This is a genomic window from Micromonospora sp. A200 (assembly GCF_029893845.1).
In the GTDB taxonomy this organism is placed as follows: Bacteria; Actinomycetota; Actinomycetes; order Mycobacteriales; family Micromonosporaceae; genus Micromonospora; species Micromonospora purpureochromogenes.
Genome location: NZ_JARXXY010000006.1, coordinates 145,807 through 162,271, shown reverse-complemented (window position 1 = coordinate 162,271; position 16,465 = coordinate 145,807). Strand labels below are relative to the sequence as shown.

Here is a 16,465-nt window from a genome sequence, read left to right as displayed (position 1 = left end):
GAGTGCACCGTCGTGGCACTCGTGGTGCAGAAGTACGGCGGGTCCTCCGTCGCCAACGCCGAGCGCATCAAGCGGGTGGCGGAGCGGATCGTCGCCGCCCGGAAGGCCGGCGACGACGTGGTGGTGGTGGTGTCCGCGATGGGCGACACCACGGACGAGCTGCTCGACCTGGCCAACCAGGTCAGCCCGCTGCCGCCGGGCCGTGAGCTGGACATGCTGCTCACCGCCGGCGAGCGGATCTCCATGGCGCTGCTCGCGATGGCCATCCACAACCTGGGGTACGAGGCCCGCTCGTTCACCGGCTCGCAGGCCGGTGTCATCACCACCTCGGTGCACGGCCGGGCGCGGATCATCGACGTCACCCCGGGCCGGCTCAAGGGCGCGCTCGACGAGGGCGCGGTGGTGATCGTCGCCGGCTTCCAGGGCGTCTCGCAGGACACCAAGGACGTCACCACGCTGGGCCGGGGCGGCTCGGACACCACCGCCGTGGCGCTCGCCGCCGCACTGCGCGCCGACGTCTGCGAGATCTACACCGACGTGGACGGCATCTTCAGCGCCGACCCGCGGATCGTGCCGAACGCCCGGCACATCAAGCAGATCACCTACGAGGAGATGCTGGAGCTGGCCGCCTGCGGCGCCAAGGTGCTGCACCTGCGCAGCGTGGAGTACGCGCGGCGCGCGGGGTTGCCGATCCACGTCCGTTCGTCATACTCGACCAACACCGGCACCATGGTCACCGGATCGATGGAGGACCTTCCCGTGGAACAGGCACTGATCACCGGGGTCGCCCACGACCGCAGTGAAGCCAAGATCACGATTGTCGGCGTGCCCGACGAGCCGGGTGCGGCCGCCAGGATCTTCGACACCGTGGCCGGCGCCGAGATCAACATCGACATGATCGTGCAGAACGTCTCCACCGAGGGCACCGGTCGCACGGACATCTCGTTCACGCTGCCCAAGACTGACGGCCCCACCGCGATGGCCGCGCTCAGCAAGATCCAGGAAGCCGTCAAGTTCCGTGGCCTGCTCTACGACGACCACGTCGGCAAGGTGTCGCTGATCGGCGCCGGCATGCGGTCGCACCCCGGTGTCGCGGCCGGCTTCTTCGCCGCGCTCGGCGCGGCCGGCGTCAACATCGAGATGATCTCGACCTCGGAGATCCGGGTCTCCGTGGTCTGCCGGGACACCGACCTCGACAAGGCGGTCCGGGCCATCCACGACCAGTTCGAGCTGGGCGGCGACTCCGAGGCCGTGGTCTACGCGGGGACGGGACGGTAGCGCCCGTGTCGGCGCAGCCCACGCTCGCCGTCGTCGGGGCGACCGGTGCCGTCGGGACCGTGATGTGCGAGCTGCTCTCCTCCCGGCGCAACGTCTGGGGCGAGATCCGGCTGCTCGCCTCGGAACGCTCCGTCGGGCGCAAGGTGCGCTGCCGGGGCGAGGAGTTGACCGTCGGCGCGCTCACCCCGGAGGCGTTCGACGGCGTCGACGTCGCCATGTTCGACGTGCCGGACGAGGTCTCCGTCGAGTGGGCGCCGGTCGCGGTGGCCCGCGGGGCCGTCGTGGTCGACAACTCCGGCGCGTTCCGGATGGACCGCGACGTGCCGCTGGTGGTCCCCGAGATCAACCCCGAGCAGGTACGCAACCGGCCCAAGGGGATCATCGCCAACGCCAACTGCACCACCCTCGCGATGATCGTGGCGATCGCCCCGCTGCACCGCGAATACGGCCTGCGCGAGCTGGTGCTCTCCTCGTACCAGGCGGTGTCGGGGGCGGGTCAGGCCGGCGTGGACGCGCTGCACCTCCAGCTCGGCAAGATCGCCGGGGACCGGGTGCTCGGCTCCCGCCCGGGCGACGTGCGCCAGGCGGTCGGCGACGAGCTCGGCCCGTTCCCCGCGCCGCTGGCGCTCAACGTGGTGCCGTGGGCCGGGTCGCTCGTCGACTTCGGGTGGTCGTCCGAGGAGATGAAGATCCGCAACGAGTCGCGCAAGATCCTCGGTCTGCCCGACCTGAAGGTCTCCGCGACCTGCGTACGGGTGCCGGTGGTGACCGGCCACTCGGTGGCCGTACACGCGGTCTTCGCCACCGAGGTGGACGCCGAGGGCGCCCGGGAGGCGCTGCGCAACGCCCCCGGCGTGATCCTGGTCGACGACCCCGCCGCCGGCGAGTTTCCGATGCCGATCGACGCGGTCGGCACCGACCCGTCCTGGGTCGGCCGGATCCGCCGCGCCCTGGACGACCCGCGCGCCCTGGACCTCTTCGTCACCGGCGACAACCTCCGCAAGGGTGCCGCCCTGAACACCGCCCAGATCGCCGAACTCCTCGCCAAGGACCTCACCCGCCCCTGACCCCACCCCCACCCACCGGAGCCCCCGCCCAAGGGCGGACAGTTTCAGAGAAAGAGGCCCTATCCAGGCGCGGACAGGGCCTCTTTCTCTGAAAGTGCGGCGGGAGCCGCTGGGGTGCGGCGCGGCGCCGATGAGGGGCGGGTCAGGCGGCGGCCAGGCGGACGCCGTCGCGGCCGTGGCGTTTGACCGCGTAAAGGGCCTGGTCGGCGCGGCGGAGGGTGAGTTCCGGGGACTCGCCGGCCTGGGGGAGGGCCACCCCGACGCTGATGGTGCGCCCGGTACGTCGGGCCGCCTCGGTCAGCCGCTCGGCGATCCGGACCGCCTCGTCGGGGCGGCTCACCTCGATCACCGCGACGAACTCGTCGCCACCGACCCGGTACAGCTCGTCGCCCTGGCGCAGCGCGCCCTCCAGCGCCCGGGCCAGTCCGACCAGCAGCCGGTCGCCGGCCTGGTGGCCGTACGTGTCGTTGACCGTCTTGAACCCGTCCACGTCGATGGCGAGCAGGGCGGTACGCCCCGGTGTGGCCGCCCTGATCCGCTGGCCGAACGGCCCGGTGTGCCGGAGCCCGGTGAGCGGGTCGGAGCTGGCCTGCTCGCGGAGCCGGGCCAGCGTACGGAGCCGGTCCAGCGCACCCCAGGCCTGCCCGGCCAGCAGCTCGATCAGGTTGACCGTGGTCGGGTCGGGCCGCAGCAGCCGCTCGTCGGCGACCAGCAGCACCCCGCCCGCGTCGGGCTGGCCGAACGGCACCGACACCAGGGTGCGTACCCCGGCCCGGGCCAGCGGCGCGTACTCGTCCGTGGGCGGATGACCCGCCTCGCCCAGCGTGTACGCGGTGCCGTGCCGGTGGGCCCGGGCCACCATCCGGCTGAGCGGCCCGGCCCCGGCCTCGGTCAGCTCGGCCCGGATGCGCGACTCCAACTCGCCGGGTGCGCCGGTGGGGTCGCCGAGGCGGGGGCCGCTCCGGCCGACGAGCACCAGCACGGCGCAGGAGAGGGTGGAGACGTCCCGGGCCGCGGTGAGGGCCGCGGCCATCAGGTCCCGGCCGGTCGGGGCGGCGGTGAGCGCCGTGGCGTGGCGCAGCAGCTTCTCGCTGCGGCTCTCGGCCGGCGGCCCGCCGAGGGCCACGATCCGCGCGCCCAGCCGGCCGGCCAGCCGTTCCGCGGTCTGCCGCCACCGTCCCAGCTCGGCCGGCCCGCTCCACTGGAGGTCGAGCACCCCGATCGGGCGGCCCGCCGGGTCGAGCACCGGTACGCAGATCTCGGCGGTCACGTCCGGGCGCAGCGGGAGGTAGTCCGGGTCGGCGGTGACGTCGGGCACCGTGGCCCCCTCGGCGGAGGCGTAGACCCGGCCGACGATGCCGGACTTCGGCGGCACGGTGGAGAAGATCTGCCATGATCCGGTGGCGGCGACGCAGCGCAGCCGGTCGTGGACCTGGAGCAGGACGGAGATCGTCGCGGGGGCGTACCGGGCGAGCGCGGTCACGGTCCACTGGCACGCCTCGACGGCGGTCGACGCCATCGGCAGGCGGACCGTGACGTCGCGGACGACTCGCTCGTGATCCACGTTCTTCCAGGTGGGGGTGGGCCCAGCCGGCGCCGGGGCTGCGATCAAGCGTACTCAGCCGACGGCGGTCCGCCACGCGAAAGATCATCTGGCGTTCGTACACATGTGCCATCCACAGGCTGTGGACACGGCCTGTGGGCTGCGCGACGGGCCCGCCCGCGACGGCTCGCCGGGTTAGCGTGAAGGTCCCGGTCCCAGTGGAGGAGCCATGCTCATCGCCCAGCTGAGTGACCCGCACCTGACCAACGGCGTGCTCGGTGCCGTGCCCGCCGCCGGCCTGCACCGCGCGCTCGGCCGGGTGCTGGCGCTGCGCCCCCGCCCGGACTGCGTGGTGATCACCGGCGACCTGGTGGACCAGGGTCGCCCCGACGAGTACGCGACGCTGCGCGAGGTGATCGGGCGGTATCCGCTGCCGGTGCACCTGGTCGCCGGCAACCACGACGACCGCGAGTCGCTGCTGGACGCCTTCGGTGGCACCCCGTACCTGGGCGGTGGCTTCTCCGCGTACTACCACGTCGACCACCCGGACGTGACCGTTGTGGTGCTGGACTCGCTGACCCCCGGGGAGGGCGGCGGCCGGCTCGGCGAGGACCAGCTCGGCTGGCTCGACGGGGTGCTGGCCGGCCGCCCGGACGTGCCCGCCCTGGTCTGCCTGCACCACCCGCCGGTCGCCGTCGGCGTCCCGGCCGCCGACGCCGTCCGGCTCGCCGACGGTGACGCGCTCGCCGAGGTCGTCCGCCGACACCCCCACGTGGTACGCGTCGCCGCCGGCCATCTGCACCGCCCGGTGACCACCGGGTACGCCGGCACCGTGCTGACCGTCGCGCCGAGCACCTGGCGGCAGGCGTCGCTGACCATGCGCGCCGACGACGAGATCGGCTGGGTCGACGAGCCGACCGCCTTCCTGCTGCACGCGGTGGACGACGGCGGCTGCGTCACCCACACCGTGCAGGTCAGCCACGCCGCCGGTCAGACCTGCGGCTACTGACCTCCGCCGGGTGCGGCTCGTCTGGTACGTCGCGTACGGGTCGAACATGGATCCGGCACGGCTCGGCTGGTACCTCTCCGGTGGCCGGCCACCCGGCGGGCTGCGGTCGTACCCCGGGTGTCGGGACTGCCGGCCACCGCGCCGGACGGAAGCGGTGCTGGTCCCCGGCGGCGTCTACTTCGCCGGGGAGTTCCGGGCCTGGACGGGCGGGATGGCGTTCTACGACCCCGAGCTGCCGGGCACGGCGGCGGCGCGCGGCTACCTGCTCACCGCCGGGCAGTTCGCCGACATCGCCGCCCAGGAGATGTACCGCCCGCCCGGCGCCGACCTCGACCTGATCGCCGTGGCCGTCGAGACCGGTCGGGCCACCCTCGGCCCCGGCCGGTACGAGACGCTGCTGCGGGTCGGCGCGCGCGACGGGGTGCCGATGCTGACCTTCACCGCGCCTTGGCGGGCGGGCGAGGTGAGGTGGATCGCGCCGGCGCCGGTCTACCTGGGGATGATCGCGGCCGGGCTGCGGGCGGCGCACGGCTGGTCGGTCGTGCGGACCGCCGCCTACCTGGCCGACCGCCCCGGCGTGACCGGGCACTGGACCCAGGCCGACCTGACCGACCTGGTGGCGGCCGCGCCGGCACGATGACCTGACCGCCGTCGGGCAGCCGGCGGACAGGGCGCCGATCGGGCCGCGTCGCCGGCCGGTCGGCGGTTGGGCGTCGGCGGAAGGGCTGCTCCGGGGCCGACGATCGCGCCGGCTTCGGTCACCGTCCAGTTTCGACCCACCGGACTCGCGGATTTGTTTGCCGACGCAGAGGTTTCACGGTCCACAATTGCCGCACCGCATCGATAGTCTCGGCTCACTCCGTGGCCGACCCCCGAGGTCGGCCCGACTGCTGACCAACCACCGGCGGGCCACCGACCCGCACGCAGGCCCGGCGGTCGGCATCCCGAAAAGGGGCGGGGTCCGGCACGCCATCCGACCGCCCCGGACAGCGGGCGCCGGCTCCTCCGCACCGGGAGCCGCCACCCCTGCCCGGGGCGGTCGACCACGCCTCCGGCGATCGCCTCTCGGCTGACCGGCGCTCCGGCCCGGTCAGCCGAGCAGGAGGCGCCGCAGCTCGGCGGCGAGCCGGTCGGCGGGCACCTCGTGGAAACCGCCCTCCAGGCTCACCCGCCGGGCACCCGGCACCGCCTCGCCGGTCGCGCCCGTCGCGTCGCGCAGCCACTGCGGGCTGCCCGTGCTGTCCAGCACCACCGTCGGCGCGGTGATGGTGGCGAGCCGGTCGGCGGGAAGTCGGCGGGAAGACTGCCGTCCCCGCTCACGGTGGCGTCGTGGACCAGGGACGGGGCCATCATCTCCAGCCACGGCCACATCGGCTGGTCACGCATGCCGCGTACCTGGTCGTCGGGGAGGCCCACCGCGTCGCGCAGGAAGCACTCGACCGCGTCGCCCCGCCGGCCCGCCGACACCAGCTCGGCCAGCCGGGGCGCGAGCGCCACGCCCGACCCGTCCTGCGGCCCGACCCGGAACGGCGGCTCGAAGAGGGCCAGCCCCGCGACCGGAAGCCCGGCGGCGGTCGCCAGAGCGGCGAGGATCGCGCCGGACGAGATCCCGTAGAGGTACGCCGTGCCACCGGCCGCGCCGATCAGCGCCGCCAGGTCCTCGATCTCCCGCCGCACCGCGTACGGGGCGGTGTCGCCACTGTCGCCCCGGCCGCGCCGGTCGTACCCGAACACGGTGAAGTCCTCGGCCAGCGCGGCGGCCACCGCGCGGGTGGTGGTCCGGTCGTTGAACGCGCCGCCCACCAGCACGATCGCCGGCCCGTCGCCGCTGCGCTCGTACGCGATGGTCGTGCCGTCGGCGGAGCGCACCGTGCCCACCGCCAGGGTCGCGTCAGTCATCCGTGGATCCTCTCCTCGTCGTCGTCTCCATCCTGGTCGGTGCCACCGACGGGAATCCGACGCCGACCGCCGGACTGCCTTCACCTACCCGTCATGTCGGAATGGTCCGAACGTCCAGGCCGGGTCACCTCACGTATCCGCAGGTCTGTTCGACTTCCCCAGTCGACCGGCGGTGGCGGAGATGAGAGGCTGTCCCCTGACGGAGCGGCGATCCCCGACCGCCGCCATCCGCGATCGCCCCCTGTCACGGCACGGATCAGGGTGGCCGGGCGAACCATCGCCCGTGCCGCGTCCAACGCCGAACCTCACGAGGAGTTCCATGTCCGTCCCCGGGATGCGTCGGGCCGCCATCGGCCTGACCGCACTCGCCGCGGCCGCGCTGAGCACGGTCGCCGTCAACCCGAGCCAGGCCGAGGCCGGCCCCAAGCCGGTCGACGTCAAGCTGCTCGCCCTCAACGACTTCCACGGCAACCTCGAACCGCCGACCGGCTCCAGCGGCACCATCGCCGGCCAGCCCGCGGGTGGCGCCGAATACCTCGCCACCCAGCTCGCCGCCCTGCGCGGCGCCACCGAGGAGGAGCAGGAGCGCACCATCACGGTCGCCGCCGGTGACCTGATCGGCGCCTCCCCGCTGCTCTCCGCCGCGTTCCACGACGAGCCGACCATCGAGGCGCTCACCATGGCCGGGCTGGACTTCGCCAGCGTCGGCAACCACGAGTTCGACGAGGGCGCCAACGAGCTGCTGCGCATCCAGAACGGCGGCTGCCACCCGGTCGACGGCTGCGCCGACGGCACCCCGTACACGGGCGCCGGCTTCCAGTACCTCTCCGCCAACGCGTTCAAGACCGCCACCGGCCAGCCGCTGCTGCCGCCGTACGCGGTCAAGAAGGTCGACGGCGTCAAGGTCGGCTTCATCGGGATGACCCTGGAGGGCACCCCGCAGATCGTCTCCCAGGAGGGCGTCGCCGGCCTCACCTTCAGCGACGAGGCGGAGACCGCCAACAAGTACGCCCGCATCCTGCGCTCGCAGGGCGTGCAGAGCATCGTGGTGCTGCTGCACGAGGGCGGTCAGCAGGAGGCCACCGGCGGCATCAACGACTGCAAGGGCTTCACCGGCCCGATCGTCGACATCGCCAACCGGATGGACCCGTCGATCGACGTGGTGGTCAGCGGGCACACCCACCAGGCGTACAACTGCGAGATCAACGGCAAGCTGGTCACCAGCGCCAGCTCGTTCGGTCGCCTGGTCACTGACATCGACCTGCAGATCGACCGGAAGACCGGCGACGTGCTGACAGCCAAGGCCAACAACGTCGTGGTCACCCGGGACGTCACCAAGGACGCGGCGCAGACCGAGCTGATCACCCGCTACAAGACGGCGCTCGGCCCGGTCGCCACCAAGGTCGTCGGCGAGACCGCTGAGCCGCTCAACCGCGTGCAGGAGACCCTGTTCGGTACGGCCAAGGGCGAGTCCCCGCTCGGCAACGTGATCGCCGACGCGCAGTTCGCGGCGACCGACAACGAGCAGGGCGCGCTCGGCGCCTTCATGAACCCCGGTGGTGTCCGCGCCGACCTCGACGCCGGCCAGGTCACCTACGAGGAGGCGTTCACGGTCCAGCCGTTCGCCAACAACCTGGTCACGCTCGACCTCACCGGCGCGCAGCTCTACTGCGTGCTGGAGCAGCAGTTCGTCGTCGGCCGGACGCTCTACCCGTCCTCGACGGTCCGCTACACGGTCGACGTGAACGGCACCACCGGCACCACCGCCGACCCGTGTGCCGGTACCCGGGTGGTCCGGGGCAGCCTCACCCTCGGCGGCGTGACGGTCACCGACGCCGGCACCTACCGGGTCACGGTGAACAACTTCCTGGCCGGTGGCGGTGACGGGTTCACCGCGCTCAAGAGCGGCACCAACCAGGTCACCGGCATGATCGACCTGGACGCCTTCGTGGCGTACCTGACCGCGTCCTCGCCGGTCTCCGCGCCGGCCCTGGACCGCATCCGCACCACCGCCGAGGTCCCCGCCGCCTGACGGCAGGACCCCGCCCACGAACGGGCCCCGGAGCAGCCGCTCCGGGGCCCGTCCCCGTCTCCGTCTCCGTCTCCGTCTCCGTCTCCGTCTCCGTCTCCGTCTCCGTCTCCGCGCCACCCCCGGCCGTGCCGTCCCCCGCCGCGCCGCGCCCCGCCCCGCCCCGCCGGCCGCGCCCCGCCGCGCACGTGCTTTCCGTGACGGTGCGCGGATCTTGCGGCGGGGTGGGCGCGGCGTGGTGAAGCGTCGGGCGGGTGAAGCGCGGACTGGGGGAGGCGGTGCAGGGAGTCAGGCGGGGGTGGGTTCGGGGGTGCGGTGGGCGGTGGCGGCGGGCCGGCCGTCCTGAATGGCGGTGAGCAGGGGGCGCAGGGAGAGGGCGATCAGCGAGGCGGCCAGGCAGCCACCCACCACGACGGCGACCCAGACCTTGCCGTCGGCGGCGCCGATCAGCGGGCCGGCGGTGACCGGGCCGATCACCCCGCTGATCCCGAAGATCATCGAGCTCATCGCGTTGTACCGGCCGCGCAGTTCGTCGGTGGCGAGCGCGTTGGTCAGCGCCGGCATCACCGGCGACAGCATGGTCTCGCCGAACCCGAAGATCGCCGCGCAGGCCACCACGCCGAGCGCCGCCACCAGGGCGTTGCCGGTGCCGATCACCCCGGCCGCGCCGAGGGTGAGCCAGGCGGTCGCGAAGACCGCACCGACCACCGCGAGCCCTCCGGTGCGGCTGCGCCCCTCCATCCGCCTGATCACCAGCAGCTGGGAGAGCACGATCATCAGAGTGTTGCCGGCCAGCGCCCAGGCGACGACGCGCGGGGTCACCTCGACCACCCGGACCGCGTACGCGGTGAAACCGACCTCGATCTGGGCGTACCCGCAGGTGGTGAGCACCAGCCCGAAGATCACCAGGCGGCGGAACGGGCGGTCCCGCAGCACCGTGAGGTAACCTCCGCCGCCCGTCTTCGCGCCCGCCGCGCCGGCGGCGAGCCGGTGCCCGACGTGCGGCAGGGTCAGCAGGATGACCGCCGGTGTCAGGTAGCTGAGCGCGTCGAGCAGGTAGATCGCCTGGAAGGTCACCGGTCGGGCGACGTCGACGATGGCGCCGGAGGTCAGGCCGCCCACGCCGATGCCGAGGTTGAGCAGGGCGAAGTTCAGCCCGTACACCCGCTGCCGCTCGTCGTCGGCGGTGAGCGAGGCGAGGATGGTGTTCTGCCCCGACCAGATCGCGGAACTGCCGATCGCGATCACCGTGGCCACCCCGAACGCGGAGGCGGTCGAGTCGACCAGCGCGAGCGACCCGGTGCCGATCGCCTCGATCAGCAGGGACGGCAGCACCACCCGGCGGGCGCCGAACCGGTCGATCAGCGTCCCGCCCAGCGGGGAGAGCGCCAGGGTGACCGCGCCGTACCAGCCGATGACCAGGCCGGCGCGCGGGTCGGAGAGCCCGCGCACGTCGGTCAGGTAGATGAACAGGAACGGCAGAGTGAGGCCGCGACCGATCGCCGACAGCAGGGTGCCGAGCAGGATGCGTCGGGCTTCCGGACGGCGGGGGAGGGATCGGCGCAGCATGCCGCGATTCTTCCCACCGGGTCTGACAGGTCGCGACGCATTTTGCCGCCGCTCACGCCTGCCACGTGATCAAGCGCACGCCCACCGGCGCTGTCGGTCGGCTCTGCCATGCTGGCCCGGTGAGCGTGACCTGGCGACACCTGCCCGCATCGGCCCGCGAGATCGCCGCCGCCGCCACCGACGCCGTCGAGGCCGCCAAGGCCCGCGACGGTGGGGCGTACGAGGCGGCGACCGCGCGGCTCGGCGGGGCCGAGCGGTCCGGCCTGGTCCTCGGCGCGGTGGTGCGGCTGCTGCTCGAGGAGACCCACCCGGACGGGCTGGACGGCGACGACGTCCGGCAGGTGCTGGAGCACTGCGTCCGGGCGGCGGCCCCGTGGCGGCCGGAGGTCGACCCGCACGTGGTGCTGGTCCTGCTGGCCTCCGCGCTCGGCGTGTACGACCCGGGCGAGGACGACTCCCCGCCCGATCCGGCGGCGATCGCCCGGCACGCCCCGCTGCTGGTCGCCGACCTGCTCGCGGTGACCGGCCGGCCGGTCGAGGGCTACCTGGGGGCGGCGTTCACCGAGATCGAACGCACCGAACGACAGGACTGACGACGGGACGAACAGTCGGGAGCATCGACCGATCGGCGCTGCTCACATCGGCCGACGTCGCGGTACGCTCCGCCCACCACATGATCGACTTGTCACGGGGGCAGTTGATGGACAGACGTGCGTGGGTACGGCTCACGGTCGTACCACTGGTCGGCGGTGCGGGCCTGGTGGCCCCGGCGGCGCCCGCGGCGGTCGCCGCGCCGGCGCCGGTCACCCAGGCGGTGGCGAGCGAGTTGTACGTGAGCAACAAGGACTGCGCGCCGGGCGGCAACGGCAGCATGACCGCGCCGTACTGCACGATCTCGGCGGCGGCGGCCGTGGCCCAGCCGGGCCAGACCGTGCTGGTGCAGCCCGGCGCCTACCCGGAGGCGGTGACCTTCAACCGCTCGGGCACGGCGGACGCGCCCATCACCTTCCGCGCCGTCAACGGGCCGGAGGGCCGGGTCGACGTGGGCAGCGTCGACGGTAATGCCACCATCGGCACGGTCTTCACCGTGACCGGAGTGCACGACGTCGTGATCGAGGGCTTCCGGCTGGCGACCCAGCCGGAGCAGACGCCCCTCGTGGTCGACGGCTCGACCCGGGTCACCGTCGACGGCGTTACGGCTTCCGTATCGCGCGGCCCCGAGGTCGTGCACATCACCGGAGGGTCCAGCGACGTCACCATCAGTCGGGGCTTCTTCAGCAACGTCGCCACGACTCCGCAGCCGGCGGTGCGGATCGACCCGGGCGTCACCGGCAGTGTCGTCGTCCACAACCAGCTCTACTACGGGGGTCTGATCGCCACCGACGTCCCCGGCACGGTGGTCACCAACAACACGGTGCTCACCTACTGCACCCGCGGAATCGACGTGGCCGGAGCATCCCCCGGGGTGGAGATCCAGAACAACGTCGTGCGCACCAACCGGCTCCGCGCGGCCTGCACCAACACGCAGAACGCCACCGCGATCGCGGTCTCCCCGCAGTCCACCGAGGGGTCCGTCGCCGACTACAACCTGATCGACCCGATCAGTGGCGGCGCCCTCTACTCCTGGGCCGGCACCACCTACCCCGACCTGCCGTCGTTCCGCGCCGCCACCGGGCAGGGCGGTCACGACATCGCCGCCGACCCGCGCATCGGCAACTGGCAGGGAGCGGCCCGGATGTACTTCCCGATCGACCCGGCCTCACCGGCGGTCGACTCGGCGAACGCCGCCGCCAAGGGGCTCACCCGCACCGACATGCTGCTCAACCCGCACAGCGACAACCCCGCCGTCGCCAACACGGGCACCGGTCCGGGTTACCACGACCGGGGCGCGGTGGAGGCCCAGGGTGGCGTCAACGGCGGTCAGGTGGGCATCCAGCGCAAGCGGGGCAGTGACCCGCTCGCCGTGACCGCGATCGCCGCGCCCCAGTACGCCTGGCCGACCGACGGCGAGGGCGGCTCCATCGCCTACCGGTTCTGGGACGAGCCGTTCTGGCGGGTCACCGCCGCGCGGACGCTGGACCACTCGTTCCGTCGGGGTGGGGAGGCCTGCGTCACCACGCACACCAGCTTCACCGACTTCCGGAACGGGGCGGAATACACCTACTACCACTGCACCACGGTCGGTGCGCTCTACCAGCCGGTGGCGCCGACGCGGCTGCTCGACACCCGTGCGGCCGTCGGCACCGCCACCACCACGCCGGTCGCCGCGAACTCCGAGATCGTGCTTCCGATTCCCAGCATCAGTGGCACGCCGGCCGCGGACATCACCGCGGTGGTGCTCAACGTGACGGTCACCAGGCCGACCGCGGCCGGGTTCATCACCGTCTACCCGGACGGCGACGGCGTGGGCGCGCCACAGTCGTCGAACGTCAACTTCGTCGCCGGGGAGACCGTCCCGAACCTCGTCACGGTGCCGATGGCCAACGGCCGCATCCGCCTGCGCAACACCGGCAGCGGGACGGTGCACCTGGTGGCCGACCTGCAGGGCTTCTACGGCCGGCAGGGCTCGGGCCTGAAGCCGTTCACCCCGACCCGCGTGCTGGACACCCGTACCGGCGCGGCGCTGGCCGCGAACGGTGAGCGGCGGTTGGACCTGTCGGGGAGGGTGCCGGTGGACGCGAAGGCCGCGATCCTGAACGTCACCGTCACGAAGCCGACAGCGAGCGGCGTTCTCAAGGTCTACCCGGACGGGTCGCCCGTGCCGGTGGCCTCGAACCTGAACTTCGTGGCCGGGCAGACGATCCCCAATCTGGTGATCGTGCCGGTCGTCGCCGGCAAGGCGATGATCCGCAATGCCAGTTCGGGCACCACCCACGTGGTGGCCGACCTGGCCGGGTACTTCGGTTCGGCCGCATCGGGCGCAGACCAGACCTACCTGCCGCAGGGACCGCACCGGATCGCCGACAGCCGGAACCGCACCGGCTGGATCAAGCCCTACGACGGGCCGTTCACGAAGTATGCGAAGGCGTCGGTCGGCGTCCTGGTGAGTCAGCAGTGCGACGGCGGATGTCCCCAGCCGACGGCGGCGGTGCTCAACCTGACCGTCACCGCGCCCACGGCCGCAGGGGTGCTCACCGCGTACCCGGCCGGCCAGGCCGCGCCGACCGCGTCGAACGTCAACTTCGTCGCGAAGGAGACCGCGTCGAACCTGGCCGTGGTGAAGGTCGGCGCCGACGGCCGGATCGCCGCGTACAACAACAGCAGCGGCAGCACCCACGTCGTCGTCGACCAGGCGGGCTACTTCATCGCCCCGGCTTCCTGATCCGAGGTTCGGCCCGACCGCCCGTCCGGACGGTCGGGCCGAACCCGTCCGTGTCACCGTCCACATCGCCGTCCGGTGGCCGTCCGCCACATATCGACCGCGGTACGCTGCCCCGGCACGTCATTCGTTCATCGTCACGGGGTGTCCATGAGAAGACCTGCCCGATCCCTGTTCGCGCTCGTACCCCTGATCGGGGCCGGGGGTCTGGTGGCACCGCCGGCATCCGCCGTCGCGGCGCCCGCGCCGACCGCAGCTGCGGCGGCCTCGACCGGCTCGGAGCTGCACGTCAGCGGCACGGCCTGCGCGCCGGGTGGCGACGGCAGCGCGAAGGCGCCGTTCTGCACCATCTCGGCCGCCGCCGCCGTCGTGCAGCCCGGCCAGACGGTGCTGGTGCAGCCGGGGACGTACTCGGAAACCGTCGCCTTCACCCGGTCCGGCACCGAGGCGGCGCCGATCACGTTCCGCGCGGTCAACCTCCCCGACGGGATGGTCCGGGTCGGCCGCTTCAACACCACCTCCGTCACCGGCACGATCTTCACCTTCCGTCAGGTGCACGACGTGGTCGTGGAGGGCTTCACCGTCTACGGCGACAGTCAGAGCCCGCCCGTCGTGATCGACGGCTCGTCCCGGGTCACCCTCGACGGTGGGGCTGTCCGCCAGGTGCTGGCCCCGGTCGGCGTACGGATCACCGGGGCGTCCCGGGACGTGACCGTCAGCCGGAACTGGCTGCACGGTCTGGCCAAGGTCGGGCTGGCCGTGGAGGCGGGCGTGACCGGCACGACGGTCGTCGCCAACCAGGTGCCGGCCGGCCGCCTGGTGTTCACCGACGCCCCCGGCACCACCGTCACCAACAACACCGTCGTCACCTACTGCGGCCCCGGCCTCGACGTCACCGGCACCTCGCCCGGCACCGTCATCGCCAACAACATCGTGAAGCCCTACGCCGAGCAGGGGCCCTGCGCCAAGCCGGTCGCCGAGGTGGCCGTCGCGGTGTCGGCGGAGTCGGTGCCGGAGACCACCAGCCACCACAACCTGATCGACCCGACCGCCGGCTGGGCCCCGTACGCCTGGGCCGGCACCACCTACCCGACCCTGGACGGCTTCCGGGCCGCCACCGGTCAGGGCGGACACGACATCGCCGCCGACCCGCTGCTCGACCTCGCGGCCGGCGGCGACCGGGGCTACATCCGGCTGAAGCAGAGCTCCCCGGCGGTGGACTCGGCCGACGCGACCGCGCGTGGCGTACCGGCCACGGACCTGTTCGGGAATCCTCACGCCGACGATCCGACATGGAACAACACCGGCACCGGCAACGGCTTCCACGACCGGGGCGCGGTCGAGCGGGTTCAGGGGACCAACTCGAAGACCGAGCCGCTGCACCGGACGATCGGCGCGGGTCCGTTCGACACCAAGCTCCGGGCCAGCACGAGCTTCCACTGGACGACCGACGGGCCGGGCGGCCGGTTCGCCTACAAGTACGACGACTCCCCCCTCTGGCGGACCGGCCGGTCGTCGCTCGACGTGGACCACCGGTTCCGGCGGGCGGGGAGCACCTGCGTGCGGGTGCGCTCCAGTTGGAGCGACTTCCGAACCAGCGAAGGCAGCGATTCGCGGTCCTGCGTGGTGCTCGGCGCGCACTACACGGCGATGGCACCGACCCGGTTGCTGGACACCCGGTCGGCGATCGGGGTGGCCACCACCACCCCGGTACCGGCCAACTCCGAGGTGGTGCTGCCCATCAACAGCATCGGCGGGGTACCGGCGGCGGACATCAGCGCGGTCGTCCTGAACGTGACCGCGACCCAACCGACGGCCGCCGGGTTCCTGACCGTCTACCCGGACGCCCCGGGCGCGCCCAGCGCGTCGAACGTCAACTTCGTGGCCCGGGAGACGGTGCCGAACCTGGCGACCGTGCCGATGACCAACGGGAAGATCAGGATCCGGAACAGCGGTAGCGGGACCGTCCACGTCATCGCCGACCTCCAGGGCTGGTACGGAGCCGCCGGGCAGGGCTTCGCCGTCGGCACCCCGAAGCGGGTGCTGGACACCCGTACCGCGGGTGGCGCCCTCGCGCCGAACAGCACCCGGCTGCTCGACCTGGACCTCAAGGTCTCCCCGGCCGCCACCGCGGTCGCCCTCAACGTCACGGTCACCGGGCCGCGGGCCAACGGCGTGCTGAAGGTCTTCCCGTACGGCTCGGCGGTGCCGACCGCGTCGAACCTGAACTTCGTCACCGGCCAGACCATCCCGAACCTGGTGATCGTGCCGGTGACGGACCTCAAGGTGAGCATCCACAACGCCAGTTCCGGCAGCACCCACGTGATCGTGGATCTGGCCGGCCACTTCGGGCCGGACGGCCAGCTGAGCTACGTGCCGAACGGTCCGCTGCGGATCGCCGACACCCGGGACGGCACGGGCGTGTACAACCGGGGCACCACGCCGCTCCAGCCGCGTGAGACGATCACCGTCGCTCCGTACGCCAACAACCTGGCCTGCTGCGTGACGCCCGCCGCGGTGGTGGCGAACCTGACCGTCACCCGGCCGACCGCCGCCGGAGTCCTCATCGCGCACCCGGCGGACGAGGCGCGGCCGACGGTGTCGAACGTCAACTTCGTGGCCGGCGAGACCGCGTCGAACCTCGCCATCGTCGGCTCCGACGGCGGGCTGAAGCTGTACAACAGCAGCTCGGGCACCACCCACACGGTCGTCGATCAGGCGGGCGTCTTCATCGCACCGCAGTACTGACCTG

11 protein-coding genes are annotated in these 16,465 nt (G+C 72.8%); 8 read left to right on the top strand and 3 right to left on the bottom strand.

Annotated features, from left to right (window positions below):
* Positions 1-12: 12 nt before the first annotated feature.
* A complete protein-coding gene (locus M2302_RS08550; RefSeq protein WP_154941300.1) occupies positions 13-1,278 on the top strand; it encodes an aspartate kinase in 1,266 nt (421 codons plus the stop codon).
* Between the two features lie 5 nt (positions 1,279-1,283).
* Positions 1,284-2,345: an aspartate-semialdehyde dehydrogenase gene (locus M2302_RS08545; RefSeq protein ID WP_280837371.1), complete on the top strand. Its 1,062-nt coding sequence runs from the start codon at positions 1,284-1,286 to the stop codon at positions 2,343-2,345.
* A 142-nt stretch (positions 2,346-2,487) separates the two neighbouring features.
* Here the strand turns inward: M2302_RS08545 and M2302_RS08540 are convergent, their stop codons facing one another.
* The gene (locus tag M2302_RS08540; RefSeq protein WP_280837370.1) at positions 2,488-3,909 is read right to left on the bottom strand and encodes a diguanylate cyclase; all 1,422 of its coding nucleotides are present in this window, start codon (positions 3,907-3,909) and stop codon (positions 2,488-2,490) included.
* Positions 3,910-4,117: 208 nt separating this feature from the next.
* Between M2302_RS08540 and M2302_RS08535 the strand changes: the two genes are divergently transcribed.
* Both M2302_RS08535 and M2302_RS08530 read left to right on the top strand, forming a co-directional pair.
* Positions 4,118-4,897 carry a phosphodiesterase gene (locus M2302_RS08535; protein WP_280837369.1) on the top strand — a complete coding sequence of 260 codons (780 nt, stop codon included), beginning with the start codon at positions 4,118-4,120 and terminating at the stop codon, positions 4,895-4,897.
* A gap of 10 nt (positions 4,898-4,907) precedes the next feature.
* A complete protein-coding gene (locus tag M2302_RS08530; protein WP_280837368.1) occupies positions 4,908-5,537 on the top strand; it encodes a histone deacetylase in 630 nt (209 codons plus the stop codon).
* 524 nt (positions 5,538-6,061) lie between these two features.
* Here M2302_RS08530 and M2302_RS08525 read toward each other — a convergent pair.
* Positions 6,062-6,796 carry an alpha/beta fold hydrolase gene (locus tag M2302_RS08525; protein WP_280837367.1) on the bottom strand — a complete coding sequence of 245 codons (735 nt, stop codon included), beginning with the start codon at positions 6,794-6,796 and terminating at the stop codon, positions 6,062-6,064.
* Positions 6,797-7,115: 319 nt separating this feature from the next.
* Between M2302_RS08525 and M2302_RS08520 the strand changes: the two genes are divergently transcribed.
* Positions 7,116-8,828, top strand: coding sequence for a bifunctional metallophosphatase/5'-nucleotidase (locus tag M2302_RS08520; protein WP_280837366.1), 1,713 nt, complete (start codon positions 7,116-7,118; stop codon positions 8,826-8,828).
* Positions 8,829-9,113: 285 nt separating this feature from the next.
* Here M2302_RS08520 and M2302_RS08515 read toward each other — a convergent pair whose 3' ends face one another.
* Positions 9,114-10,394 carry an MFS transporter gene (locus M2302_RS08515; protein ID WP_280837365.1) on the bottom strand — a complete coding sequence of 427 codons (1,281 nt, stop codon included), beginning with the start codon at positions 10,392-10,394 and terminating at the stop codon, positions 9,114-9,116.
* Between the two features lie 119 nt (positions 10,395-10,513).
* Here M2302_RS08515 and M2302_RS08510 point away from each other — a divergent pair, with 119 nt between their 5' ends.
* The 3 genes from M2302_RS08510 (at position 10,514) to M2302_RS08500 (ending at position 16,461) form a co-directional block, all read left to right on the top strand.
* Positions 10,514-10,987: a hypothetical protein gene (locus tag M2302_RS08510; RefSeq protein WP_280837364.1), complete on the top strand. Its 474-nt coding sequence runs from the start codon at positions 10,514-10,516 to the stop codon at positions 10,985-10,987.
* Positions 10,988-11,094: 107 nt separating this feature from the next.
* The gene (locus M2302_RS08505) at positions 11,095-13,716 is read left to right on the top strand and encodes a right-handed parallel beta-helix repeat-containing protein (protein ID WP_280837363.1); all 2,622 of its coding nucleotides are present in this window, start codon (positions 11,095-11,097) and stop codon (positions 13,714-13,716) included.
* Between the two features lie 147 nt (positions 13,717-13,863).
* Positions 13,864-16,461, top strand: coding sequence for a DUF1565 domain-containing protein (locus tag M2302_RS08500; protein ID WP_280837362.1), 2,598 nt, complete (start codon positions 13,864-13,866; stop codon positions 16,459-16,461).
* Positions 16,462-16,465 lie beyond the last annotated feature (4 nt).

Bases quoted from the DNA above. Each gene is read 5' to 3' on its own strand.
- M2302_RS08515 (WP_280837365.1), bottom strand. From the start codon at position 10,394: ATGCTGCGCCGATCCCTCCCCCGCCGTCCGGAAGCCCGACGCATCCTG.
- M2302_RS08520 (WP_280837366.1), top strand. From the start codon at position 7,116: ATGTCCGTCCCCGGGATGCGTCGGGCCGCCATCGGCCTGACCGCACTC.
- M2302_RS08500 (WP_280837362.1), top strand. From the start codon at position 13,864: ATGAGAAGACCTGCCCGATCCCTGTTCGCGCTCGTACCCCTGATCGGG.
- M2302_RS08535 (WP_280837369.1), top strand. From the start codon at position 4,118: ATGCTCATCGCCCAGCTGAGTGACCCGCACCTGACCAACGGCGTGCTC.
- M2302_RS08525 (WP_280837367.1), bottom strand. From the start codon at position 6,796: ATGACTGACGCGACCCTGGCGGTGGGCACGGTGCGCTCCGCCGACGGC.
- M2302_RS08505 (WP_280837363.1), top strand. From the start codon at position 11,095: ATGGACAGACGTGCGTGGGTACGGCTCACGGTCGTACCACTGGTCGGC.